Below are 11,904 nucleotides of genomic sequence, written 5' to 3'. Positions count from 1 at the left end.
ACAAACACGAAGGCCGGGCGATTGCCCGGCCTTTTCATTTCAAGAAATCGCTGCGGCGCAAGGCTTCACAGCCCCAGCATCAATTCCATGTTCTGAACGGCGGCGCGCGAAGCGCCCTTGCCGAGATTGTCGAGCTTGGCGATCAGCACCACCTGGCCGTGTTGCTCGTTGGAGATGACGCGCAGTTCCATATCGTTGGTGTCGTTGAGGGCTTCGGCTTCCAGCTTGCCGCCCTCTTTGGCGACAGCCGCCGCTGGCACCACCTTGACGAAGCACGCGCCGGCATAGTGCTTGGTCAAAGCCGCTTCGAGATCACCCGACTTCGGCTTGCCCGGCAGCGTGTCGAGATGCAGCGGGATCGACACCAGCATGCCCTGGCGGAAATCGGCCACTGAGGGCACGAAGATGGCGCGCCGCGACAGCCGGCTATAGGCCTGGATTTCCGGCATGTGCTTGTGCTGCAAGCCGAGACCGTAAAGCTCGAAGTCAGGCGCGGTGCGCGCCTCATATTCGGCGATCATCGACTTGCCACCGCCGCTATAGCCGGAGACCGCGTTGATGGTGATCGGATGATCCGATGGCAGCAATTGCGCATCGACGAGCGGGCGCAGCAGCGCGATGGCGCCGGTGGCATAGCAGCCGGGATTGGCGACGAGCCGGCCGCCGGCGATCGCCGCCGCCTGCCCTTCCGCCAGTTCCGGAAAGCCGTACACCCAATTGGGCGCCACACGATGCGCCGTCGAAGCGTCGAGCACTTTCGGGCCATTGCCGCCGAGCGACGTGGCAAGCGCGGCCGATTCCTTGGCCGCGTCATCGGGCAGACACAGGATCGTCAGGTCGACGCCTTCGAGCAGCTTGCGCTTGGCATCCACGTCCTTGCGCTTGGCCGGATCGATGGAGACGATGTCGACGTCGCGGCGCGCGCCGAGCAGATCCCTGATCAGGAGACCCGTCGTTCCGGCTTCGCCGTCGATGAAAACCTTCGCCGCCATGGCGCCCATTCCTTTGCTGTTCAGTCCCGCCTCAGATAGGCGCGGCGCAGCCATCGGCCAAGAGGACCGGCGTGTCAAGAAAAGACACGCCAGCTCAAATGCCTGGCCTCAAATGCCTGGCAGCGGCCTACTGGTTGGCCGTCGCCGTCACATTGACCTTCTGCATGAAGGTCGCCGGGTCCCGGATCTGCGCCGCTTCCATGAAGCGTACCGGGCCATTCTTACCCTTTAATGTGACAGTCAGACTTTTGGGGTCGCGCAGGAAGGTGGTGATCGCTTCGGCCAGCTTCAGCGCGGACGGGTCGCCGCCGAGCAGCATCGGCAGCATGCCGGTGGCGGCCACCGACCACTCGCCCTTGATGTCGGCCGGCGGGCGGTTCACCGAGGCGGCATAGTAAGCCAGCGCCTTGTCGAACAGGCCCTGGTTGACGAAGCGAATGGTGAATTCGCTGACGTCACCCTGCATGAGGCCGCTGATGCGGGTCATACGATCGCCAAGCAAAGCGTTGCGATCGATATTGCCGAACAGGCCGCTCAAGGTGAGCGCGCCAGCATCGACTCCTGTCATCGAATAGTCGGTCAGCGTATAGGCCTTCTTCGCCACGTCATAGGAACCGGAGATCGTCATGCCCATGTCGAGCTTGTCGTACCCAAACTTGACGAGGTTCTGCCCCATCTCGGAGTTCTTGGCGGGCTCGAACGTGAAGTTCTTCGCTTCGGCCTTCATGGTCACCGGCAGATCGCCATCATAGGTGTTGCTACCGACGAGCGAGGCAAGGGTGAACTTCATTTGACCGCCGGGAGGCGCCTTTGGATCGGGAACGACCAGTTCGAAACCCGTCCAGGAGAACTTGCCGAGCTGCGCCACGCCATTGGTGAAATCGCCGTCCTTCACCGCATTGATGATGCGGCCGAAGTCGCCCTGCTCCAGGACGATCGGTCCCGATTTGATCGTGCCCGCGCCCGCCTTGTCGGTGGCCGCGCCGTCAACGGAGGTGAGAGACACTTTGGCGAAGCGGCCGCGATCAAGATCGTTCACCTCATAGCCACGCAGGGTGATCAGGCCGGTGCGCTCGCCTTTCGGCTCGATGACGATCTCGGGCACGAGCACGCGCTTGGCCTGCGCCTTGGCGACGAGCGCCGTCTGCTCGCCGCGCTCGGCGTCGAGGCTGAACAATTTCTGCGCCTCGGCGCGGGTCAGATTGGTGTCGACGAATTCGACGCGCTTCAGCAGGATCGACGTCTTGTTCGCCGGCGTTTCGAGCCGCACGTCTTCCAAGACGTAGCTTTCGAGGGCAAAGGCGCTGATGGGCGCGGCCAGCACGATCGCGAAGGATATGGCAACGGGCCGCAGGTTGGATCGGATCACAGTCAGCTCCTTTGAAAATGGCAGCATGTCGATGGCATGGCACTTCGGCCAAAATTGTGGAGGCCAAGCCATCGGCCGAAAAATTTGTCAGATTTGAACGACCTGACCTGTGCGATAGCGCACCTATACCGGCTGCAGAGCGTTAGCATATTCCATGTGACAGGAGCCACACGCCCAAGACGGCGCGTCGCCTCGCCCTGCAAAGCGATCCAATCAAACCATTGTTTTATAAATAAATTAGCGAGACGCCGCCGATCGCCGTCTCGCCTCTCGCGTTGTGAATTGGGCCGCTATTCGACGGATTCGACCGCGGTATCCGTTTGTGCCCGTCGCGATTTGCCCAGGCCCGCGAGTTTCGGCGGCGCGTCGATCTCAGCCCGGGCCGCCTCGAGAATGTCCGCCTTGGAGCCGTTGCGCGGGGGATAGATTCGCTCGCAATTGATCCGCTGTTTGACCCGCTTGGCGCTCATGCCCTCGGCGGCAAGCTGGCGTTCCCACCCCCAGGTGTAGACGGCGCCCCAGGGACCCAGATCGAGAACGGTCGTGTACCAATCGATCTGCAACGGCAACATCTCCAGCCCCAAGAGATCGCAGACGACATTGTGGCCAGCGAAGCGGCCCATCGGGCGGCCGTGCTGACACGACATCATCGTCTCGTGCCGGCCATCGATCAAAAGGCTCGCGGCATCGCCGGCAGCAAAGACGTCCGCCACGCCTTTGACACGCAGGAAGGAATCGACCGGCAAGCGGCCGTGCTTGTCATGGACGACAGGAAACAGCTCGGTCATCGGATGCGCCTGCATGCCGCCACACCAGATCACCGTCGAGGCGAAGATGCGTTCGCCCGACGTGAGGATCGCGCCCTGCTCGTCGACCTCGCGCAGAAAGAACGACGCCCGCAGCTCCACATCAAGCGCCGCCATCGCATGTTCGATGACCGGCCGGGCCTCGCCCATCTCCTGGGCGATGCGCGGCGTTCGATCGGCGAGGATGACTTTGACGTCGGCCGCGCCGCCGCCGGCCAACTTCCGTAGGCGCGCGGGAAGTTCGGCGGCGATCTCGACGCCGGTCAGGCCCGCGCCAATCACCAAAGCCGTGAAACGCCCAGGTGCGTGGCTCGACGCGAGCCCGGCGAGATGTGCTTCGAGCCGCTTGGCACCCTGATAGGTGTCGACATCGAAAGCATAGCTGCCGAGCCCTTTGATCGGCGGGCGCACCAGCTTGCTGCCCAGCGCGAACACCAGGCGATCATAGGACTGCCATGTCCGGCCAGTCGGCGTTTCGATGACGACCGCCTTGCCATCGAGATCGATGTCCGAAACATCGCCCTCGATCCAGCGCACCCCAACTGGATCGAACACCTCCGACAGAGGCACGATCGTTTCCTCCAGGTGCTCTTCATAGTTGCGCACGCGAATATTATGGAAGGGGTATTTGTTGATGACCACGACCTCCACATCATCGCGGGAGACATGCAACTCCTCGAGCTTACGTGCAGCACCGATGGCGCTCCACAATCCGGCGAAGCCCGCACCCAGAACAACAATTCGTTTCATGGATCTCTCCGTTCCTGGTTGACGTTAATCGATGGAATTTTGACGCGTCTCGCGGATGAACAGCGCGCCGATGGTGAAGGACACGAACAGAACGATCACCGGATACCAGAGGCCGGCGTAGATGCTGCCGTAAGCAGCGTTGATGCTGGTCAACACGAAGGGCAGCATGCCGCCGAACCAGCCCGAGCCGATGTGAAACGGCAGCGACAGCGACGTGTAACGCAGGTGCGCCGGAAACAGTTCCACCATGAAGGAGACGATCGGCCCATAAACCATCGTCAGCAGCACGACGAGATACCACAGCAGCACAACGACAACCGGCTTGTTCACTTGCGACAAGTCCGCCGCCTCCGGCCAACCGGCCTGTTTCATCGCCGCTTTCATCGCGACCGGATCGAAGCCATCGATCTTCGCTCCCGCGACTTCAATACGCACGGAGCTGCCGACCGGCGTCTCCTTGAACGTGTAGGTGACACCGACACCGTTGAGGAAATTGCGGGTCTTGTCGCAGGCCGTCACCGCTGGCGAGAATAGCCGGAAGCTGCAATCACTGCCCTCGACGACAATCGTGTTCTCGCTCTGGAACTTCTCCAGGGCCGGATTGGCGAAATGGGTGAGTGCCTTGAACACCGGCTGCGTCGTCACCGCTGCGAGAAGACAGGCCGACACCATGATCCACTTGCGGCCGATCTTGTCCGACAGCCAGCCGAAGAGAACATAGAACGGCGTCGCCAGCACCAGCGCGCAAGACATCAGGATGTTCGATGTCGTCGGCTCGACCTTCAGCACGTTGGCGAGGAAATAGGCCGAATAGAAATGGCCGGTGCCATAGAGAATACCGACGCCGGAGGCGACGCTGAACAGCAGGATGAACATGTTCCTGACGTTGCGGCCGTTGGAGAGGCTGGCGGAAATGGGATTTTCGGAAATGCGGCCTTTCGACTTCATGCGCGTAAAGACCGGCGATTCCGCGAGCCCCCGCCGCAGATAGACCGACACGGCCAGAAGAACGATGGAGAGCACGAAGGGAATGCGCCAGCCCCAGGCGATGAACGTCGCATTGTCCATGGACAGACGAACGACCGTCACCACGACGATGGAGAGCAGAAGGCCGATCGTCGCCGTCGTCTGCAACCAGCTTGTGGCAAAGCCGCGCCGGCCGGGCGCCGCATTCTCGGTGAGATAAGTGGCGGCGCCGCCGACTTCGCCACCCAGCGCCAGACCTTGTGCCAGGCGAAGCGTCACCAGCAGCACGGGTGCCAGCACACCGATCTGCGCATAGGTCGGCAGCAGGCCGATGCCAATGGTGGCCACACCCATGAGCCAGATCGTGGCCAAGAAAGTGCGCTTGCGACCGTAGCGATCGCCGAAATAGCCAAACAGCAGCGCCCCGATGGGCCGCAGGATGAAAGCTGCGCCGAAGATGGCGAGGCTCGCCAGCATGGCCGCGACTTCATTGCCGGGCGGAAAGAACAGTTCGGCGAAGGTCGCCGTCAGCGCGGCGTAGATATAGAGATCATACCATTCGAGAAGCGCGCCGAACGACGAAGCGACGATTGTTCGCCGCTCATAGGATTTGCTCGGCAGGCTTTTGGCGGTGTCCAGCGCCACCGCATCGCCGGTTTCGACCAAGTTCGACATATCCCCCTCCTTGATTGTCTTGCGATTGTCTTGCCGGGATCAAACATCCGGCTGCTCTCAAGACGGGGAGACTCGCCGTTCGTGACAAAACGGCGGTGCATTTCGGCGATAAAAATAAAAATGATAGGCTGCTGTCACAAAAGACAGGGCCGGCCGTCTTAGGGAGGTGGGAGAAAACCAAGATGCCGGATCTGGTCGCCATCTTCGAGCAATATCGCAGGCATGTGAGGGGTTTGGCCTATCGCATGCTGGGCACACTGACGGAAGCCGAGGATGTCGTGCAGGATGTGTTCCTGCGCTGGCTGCAATCCGACGTAGCGGAAATCCGATCCCCGAAAGCCTGGCTCACGTCGGTGACGACGCGGATCTGCATCGACCGGCTGCGCCATCTGGAGGTGGAGCGGGCCGCCTACCCCGGCGTCTGGCTGCCGGAGCCGATCGTCGAGCCGGTCGACCGCGACGTCGAGCGGCGCATGGATCTCTCTTCCGATCTCTCGGTCGCTTTCATGATCGTGCTGGAGCGGCTGTCGCCGGACGAGCGCACCGTCTTCGTTTTGCGCGATGTCTTCGATGCCGGCTTTTCCGAGATCGCGGCCATCCTCAACAAGAGCGAGGTCGCCTGCCGGCAGATCGCCAGCCGTGCCCGCGCCAAGGTGCGGGAGGGGCGGCCGAAGTTTCAGGTGACGGCGCATATGCAGGAAAGCCTGGTGCGCCGCTTTCTCACCGCCATAGAGGCCGGCGACAAGACGGCGCTGCTCTCCCTGCTCGCCGACGATGCGGTGCTTAAGTCCGACGGCGGCGGCAAGGTGCGCGTGTCGACCTCGGGTATTTTCGGCGCCGAGAAAATCGTCCGGCTGATACTGTCGCGTGGACTGATCCCGCGCGGTTCGATGAAGGACGACACGATCGTCGATCGCCGGCTTGGCGTGATCAACGGCGAGTCCGGCATCCTCGCCTTCGTCGACAAGGCATTGATCGCCACCTTGTCCTTCGAGACGCGTGGCGAACGCATCACAGCGATCTATCAGGTCTATAATCCCGACAAGCTTGCGCATGTGGGCCAGGCCGATCACGACATCCGCATCACTTAGAGTTTTTGATTTGATGCGTCTTCATGGCGTTTGATGTGCCCATCAAACGCTGAAATGCTATCGCAAAAAGAAAAACCCGACCGGCGCAAACCGATCGGGTTTGAAAGCATGGAAAGCCGAAAGCGACTTAGCGCTTCGAGAACTGGAAGCTCTTACGGGCTTTCTTGTGGCCGTATTTCTTACGTTCGACCGTGCGGGAGTCGCGGGTCAGGAAGCCGGCCTTCTTAAGGGCGGAACGCAGTTCCGGCTCGTAATAGGTCAGCGCCTTCGACACGCCGTTGCGCACGGCACCTGCCTGGCCCGACAGACCGCCACCCGAGCAGGTGATGACCATGTCGTACTGGTCGACGCGGTTGGCGACGCCCATCGGCTGGTTGACGATCATGCGCAGCACGGGACGCGCGAAGTAAACTTCGAACTCACGGCCGTTGACGGTGATCTTGCCGGAGCCCGGCTTGATCCAGACGCGGGCGACCGCGTCCTTGCGCTTGCCGGTGGCATAGGCGCGGCCGTACTTGTCGAGCTTCTGGACATGCACAGGCGCATCGGACGGGACGCCAGTGGCGGCCTTCAGGTCCTGGAGCGATGAAAGGGTCTCGGCCATGATCAGGCGCTCCTTGCGTTCTTGCGGTTCAGGCTGGCGATATCGAGGGTCGCCGGAGTCTGGGCGGCATGCGGATGCTCCTCGCCCTTATAGACACGCAGGTTGCCGAGCTGCTTGCGGCCGAGCGGACCACGCGGCAGCATACGCTCCACGGCCTTCTCGACGATACGCTCAGGGAAGCGGCCTTCCAGGATGAAGCGCGCCGAGCGCTCCTTGATGCCACCGATGAAGCCGGTGTGATGGTAGTACATCTTCTGGTCGCGCTTGCGGCCGGTGAGCACCACCTTGTCGGCGTTGATGACGATGACATTGTCGCCGTCGTCAACATGGGGCGTGAAGGACGGCTTGTGCTTGCCGCGAAGACGCATGGCAATGAGCGACGCAAGGCGGCCGACAACCAGGCCCTTGGCGTCGATCAACACCCATTTCTTCTCGACTTCGGCCACCTTCGTCGTGGTCGTTTTTGCGTACATGTGACTTGATCCGTAAATTGGCGGCGCGCCGGCAGAGCCGATGCGTCTGCGCCGGATGGATGCGGGCTTATAGGTGGGCGATCACGCGTCGTCAATCGTTAATCGCCGGAAAACCTTACGCAGCAATGGTTTTTATTATCTGGTATCATAATACCAGATTACCGGACATTAACGGATTTTGCGCGCAATTTTCAGGGTCTTCATTTACCGCCGCGCCCCACAGTCCAGCCAGTCTTCAATTGGACCATTCAATGAGCTCCCCTCTTCGCAAGCTGGCCGAAGCGCAGACCCGCCTCAGATCCGTTCCCGTGGTCGCCCCGGACCAGATCGTTTCCCAGCCGACGGTCATCGCCACCGTGCTGGCCCTCGATGCCGCCGCCCTGATCGGCGCCGGCCTGGTCGCATTTCGGGCGGCGCCGGTCGAAGCCTTCGCCGAGCCGCCGCATCTGGCGTTGGTGCTCTGCGCCGTGGCCCTGTTGGCCATCCTCATCTTGCGCCAGCGCTGGGGCTATACGATCCCGGCCCTATCACGCCCGCTGCGCCAGGTGGTGAACTGCGCCTTCGCACTGTTTTTGGCGCTCGCCGCCCTCCTGGTGGGCTGCGTCATCGCCGACACGCCGATCACGCCGGTGCGCGATTTCGCCGGCCATTGGTGGCTATTCGGCTGGCTTGGCTGCGCGGCGCTGCGCATCGGCGCCGGGCTTGTTCTGTCGGCCTGGCGCAAGGCCGGGCGGCTGGCCCGCCGCACCGTCATCGTCGGAGGCGGTGACGCGGCCGAAGAGCTCATCGCCCGTCTCGACCGTTCGGCCGGCGACACCATCCAGATTCTCGGCCTGTTCGACGACCGCGACAAGGAGCGCTCGCCGGAGCGGATTGGCGCTTATGTCAAACTCGGCCGCTTCGACGATCTCGTCAGCTTCTGCCGCGAGCAGCGGGTCGACCTGCTGATCATCGCCCTGCCCCTGACCGCCGAAACCCGCATTCTGCAACTGCTGAAAATGCTCTGGGTGTTGCCGGTCGACGTGCGCATCAGCGCGCTCTCCAGCAAGCTGAAGCTGCGCGGCCGCGCCTATAACTACATCGGCGACGTGCCGTTCCTGCCGCTGTTCGACAAGCCCATGTCGGATGTGGCGGTGGCCATGAAAGTGATCGAGGACCGCGTGATCTCGGGCCTGGCGCTCGTCGTCCTCTCGCCTCTGCTGGCCCTCATCGCCTTGGCGGTGAAACTCGACTCCCGCGGGCCGGTGTTCTTCCGCCAAGTGCGCTATGGCTTCAACAACGAGCGTATCGACGTCTACAAATTCCGCTCCATGTATGTCGATATGGCGGATGCGGCCGGCATCAAGCAGGCGACGCGCGACGATCCGCGTGTCACCCGCGTCGGCCGTTTCCTGCGCCGCTCCTCGCTCGACGAATTGCCGCAACTGTTCAACGTGCTGCTTGGCGATCTCTCGCTCGTCGGCCCGCGCCCGCATGCATTGCAGGCCCAGGCCGAAGGACAGATCTACGATCAGGTGGTCGAAGGCTATTTCGCCCGTCACAAGGTGAAGCCCGGCATCACCGGCTGGGCACAGATCAGCGGCTGGCGCGGCGAAACCGATACGGTGGAGAAGATCGAACAGCGCGTCGCGCACGATCTGTTCTACATCGAGAACTGGTCTCTGATGTTCGATCTGCGCATCCTGCTGCAGACGCCGCTGTCGCTGATCACGACCAAAAATGCCTACTGAACGGCGCGGAACTGGCTTTCATCCTGATGGATGTTAAGGTGCGGCATGCCATGCGGTTCCGCTCTTCGCACCGTTCAGAGCTTTGGCCTTGTCGCGGCTCTGGCCACATCCTGTCTTCCGGCTTTCGGACAGTCGGCAGACGACGACACCTGCCATAAAGGCGCGGGGCAGCCGGCCATCGAGGCCTGCACGCGGCTCATCGACGCCAAGCGGGCCAGCGGCCGCGAATACGCGGTTCTGCTCAACGATCGCGGCTTACTGTTTCACAAAGCGGGAGATAGCACGCGCGCCATCGCCGATCTCGACGAGGCCATCAAAACCGATGCGACTCTGGCCCCCGCCTGGTTCAATCGCGGGCTTGCCAAAACCAGCCTCGGCCGCTTCGATCAGGCGATTGCCGATTTCACACGCGCCGGCATCATCGCGCCCCAGCGCGCCATCATCTGGCAAAGCCGTGGCGGCGCCTATAGCCGCAAAGGCGACGATGCCCAAGCGATCGCGGATTACAGCCGCGCGATCGAACTTGATCCGAAACTCGCCATCGCCTGGGCCAGCCGCGGCCTTGCCCAGGCACGCAACGACAAGCTCGATCAGTCCGTGGCCAATCTTACTGAAGCCGTCAGACTAGAGCCCGACAACAAGGCCTATGCCCAATATCTGCAAGAAGCGAAAGCTTTGCGCGACAAGAAGTAACTATGCTTCTTGCTTCTCGTCGTCTTCCGTCCGGCGCTTCTCGATCATCTGCACCGAATAGATCGACAGTTCGTAGAGCGCGCAGCCCGGCACCGCCAAGGCCAGCATGCTGAATACATCGGGGGGCGTCAGCACCGCAGCCATCACGAAAACCAGAAACCAGGCGATACGGCGCTTGTCGCGCAAGAATCCCGACGTGACGATGCCGATGCGCCCAAGCAAGGTGAGGATGACAGGCATCTGGAAGGTGATGCCGAAGGCGAAGATCAGCGTCATGATCAGCGACAGATATTCGCTGACGCGCGGCAACAGTTCGATCTGCGCCCGCCCCGGTTCCTTCGCCTGCTGCATGGCCAAGAAGAAATGCAGCAAGTTCGGCATGACGAGAAAATAGACGACGAGCGCGCCGAGCAGGAAGAAGACCGGCGTGGCGACGAGATAAGGCGCAAAGGCCGCGCGCTCGTGGCGATAGAGCCCCGGCGCGACGAAGGCATAGATCTGACCGAAGATCACCGGACAGGCGGCGAAGGCAGCAGCGAACATCGCCACCTTGATCTGGGTGAAGAAGAATTCCTGCGGCGCCGTATAGATCAGTTTGACGCCATCGGGCCCTGCCGCATGCTCGAACGGGATGACAAGCAGGTTGTAGATGTCCTTGGCGAAATAGAAGAACACCACGAACATCACGATGAAGGCGAGCAAGGCCTTGATGATGCGTGAGCGCAGCTCGATAAGATGCTCCATCAACGGCGCTTTGGTCGCCTCAATGGCGGCCTCGTCCGGTGTCAGCTCCTTCTCATCATGGGCGACGACCTGGGTGTTGGTCATGATCCTTGCGCCACTTTTTGGGGCTGCGTTTCAATAGCGGGCTTATCTGTCGTTTCGACCGCAGCCACCGATTTGGCGACGTCCGGTGTTTCCGGCGGTGGCGGCACATCGACGTTGAACGTCGGGCTATCGGGATCGATGGGCACCGGCACGGAGGATGCGGCGGTCTGCGGCGCGTCCGGCTTTTTCTCGAGCGCTTCGCGCAATTCGCGTTCGGTCTCGCGGCCGGGGTCGAAGGCAATGTCAGTCTTCGCCTGGTCGGCGATCTTCTGCATGTCCTTCTTCAATTCCTCCATCTCGGATTCTTTCATCGCCTCCATGAACTGGCCCTGAAACTCAGAAGCCATACGGCGCATTTTGGCGACGAAACCGCCGACCTGGCGCATGACACGCGGCAAGTCCTTCGGGCCGATGAAAACCAGCGCGGCGATACCGATGATAATTAGTTTAGTGGCGTCGAAATCGAACATGGCGTCCGCCGGGGATTTTCAGGAGCGGCCTTACGATCAGGCGCGAGCAAAGGCAAGATTGCAAACGCAAGATCGCATCAGACGATTGCCGCCCCGGGACACGATCGCCCGGGGTGAGTCATTCAGCGAATGGCTCAGCCCACCTTCGCGGGCTCGTTATTGGCCGAGGTCGAGCCCGGCTGCGCGGTGGCGGCGGGCTGCGCCGTCGTCGCGTTCGGCGCCGGCTGAGCCGGAGCGTGGTCGATCGTGCGCGGCTGCTCTGTCGCCGGTTTCTCGGCGTCTTCCTCAGCCATGCCCTTCTTGAAGGACTTAATGCCCTTAGCGACATCGCCCATCAGATCGGAAATCTTGCCCTTGCCGCCGAACAGCAGCAGCGCGAGAGCACCGACGATAAGCCAATGCCAGAGAGACATGCTTCCCATAATTGCCTCCAGTTGACGACGATCCGTATGGTCCG

12 protein-coding genes are annotated in these 11,904 nt (G+C 61.8%); 3 read left to right on the top strand and 9 right to left on the bottom strand.

What is annotated here, in order from left to right; translation table 11 throughout:
* Positions 1–65: 65 nt before the first annotated feature.
* The 4 genes from argC to OIM99_RS12495 form a co-directional block, all read right to left on the bottom strand.
* Positions 66–992 (bottom strand): N-acetyl-gamma-glutamyl-phosphate reductase, encoded by a 927-nt coding sequence (gene argC, locus OIM99_RS12510; protein ID WP_311850742.1) that lies wholly within the window; start codon positions 990–992, stop codon positions 66–68.
* Positions 993–1,119: 127 nt separating this feature from the next.
* Entirely contained in the window at positions 1,120–2,361 is a 1,242-nt protein-coding gene (locus OIM99_RS12505; protein WP_311850741.1) for a hypothetical protein, read from the bottom strand.
* 290 nt (positions 2,362–2,651) lie between these two features.
* Positions 2,652–3,917 carry an FAD-dependent oxidoreductase gene (locus OIM99_RS12500; RefSeq protein WP_311850740.1) on the bottom strand — a complete coding sequence of 422 codons (1,266 nt, stop codon included), beginning with the start codon at positions 3,915–3,917 and terminating at the stop codon, positions 2,652–2,654.
* A 24-nt stretch (positions 3,918–3,941) separates the two neighbouring features.
* Complete coding sequence (locus OIM99_RS12495; protein ID WP_311850739.1) at positions 3,942–5,558, bottom strand: MFS transporter; 1,617 nt, start codon at positions 5,556–5,558, stop codon at positions 3,942–3,944.
* A gap of 182 nt (positions 5,559–5,740) precedes the next feature.
* On the opposite strand from OIM99_RS12495, the gene sigJ reads away from it, so the two are divergent.
* Positions 5,741–6,649, top strand: a complete 909-nt coding sequence (gene sigJ / locus OIM99_RS12490; protein ID WP_311850738.1) for an RNA polymerase sigma factor SigJ — start codon at positions 5,741–5,743, stop codon at positions 6,647–6,649.
* A gap of 127 nt (positions 6,650–6,776) precedes the next feature.
* Here the strand turns inward: sigJ and rpsI are convergent, their stop codons facing one another.
* Together rpsI and rplM are read right to left on the bottom strand one after the other, a co-directional pair.
* Positions 6,777–7,253 (bottom strand): 30S ribosomal protein S9, encoded by a 477-nt coding sequence (gene rpsI, locus OIM99_RS12485; protein WP_311850737.1) that lies wholly within the window; start codon positions 7,251–7,253, stop codon positions 6,777–6,779.
* Positions 7,254–7,255: 2 nt separating this feature from the next.
* Positions 7,256–7,726, bottom strand: coding sequence for a 50S ribosomal protein L13 (gene rplM, locus OIM99_RS12480; protein ID WP_311850736.1), 471 nt, complete (start codon positions 7,724–7,726; stop codon positions 7,256–7,258).
* Between the two features lie 251 nt (positions 7,727–7,977).
* On the opposite strand from rplM, the gene OIM99_RS12475 reads away from it, so the two are divergent.
* Together OIM99_RS12475 and OIM99_RS12470 are read left to right on the top strand one after the other, a co-directional pair.
* Positions 7,978–9,456, top strand: coding sequence for an undecaprenyl-phosphate glucose phosphotransferase (locus OIM99_RS12475; RefSeq protein ID WP_311850735.1), 1,479 nt, complete (start codon positions 7,978–7,980; stop codon positions 9,454–9,456).
* A 45-nt stretch (positions 9,457–9,501) separates the two neighbouring features.
* Positions 9,502–10,149 (top strand): tetratricopeptide repeat protein, encoded by a 648-nt coding sequence (locus OIM99_RS12470; RefSeq protein ID WP_311850734.1) that lies wholly within the window; start codon positions 9,502–9,504, stop codon positions 10,147–10,149.
* On the opposite strand, the gene tatC is transcribed toward OIM99_RS12470, so the two are convergent.
* From tatC to OIM99_RS12455, 3 genes are all read right to left on the bottom strand, one after another.
* Complete coding sequence (gene tatC / locus OIM99_RS12465) at positions 10,150–10,977, bottom strand: twin-arginine translocase subunit TatC (RefSeq protein ID WP_311850733.1); 828 nt, start codon at positions 10,975–10,977, stop codon at positions 10,150–10,152.
* A complete protein-coding gene (gene tatB / locus OIM99_RS12460) occupies positions 10,974–11,447 on the bottom strand; it encodes a Sec-independent protein translocase protein TatB (protein ID WP_311850732.1) in 474 nt (157 codons plus the stop codon). Before tatB ends, tatC begins: the two co-directional genes overlap by 4 nt.
* Before the next feature lie 134 nt (positions 11,448–11,581).
* Positions 11,582–11,869: a twin-arginine translocase TatA/TatE family subunit gene (locus tag OIM99_RS12455; protein WP_311850731.1), complete on the bottom strand. Its 288-nt coding sequence runs from the start codon at positions 11,867–11,869 to the stop codon at positions 11,582–11,584.
* Positions 11,870–11,904 lie beyond the last annotated feature (35 nt).

It is taken from the genome of Methylocella sp. CPCC 101449, from assembly GCF_031921685.1.
Classification (GTDB): Bacteria; Pseudomonadota; Alphaproteobacteria; order Rhizobiales; family Beijerinckiaceae; genus Terripilifer.
The sequence above is the reverse complement of the archived record's forward strand: the minus strand, read 5'-3'. Positions and strand labels throughout refer to the sequence as shown.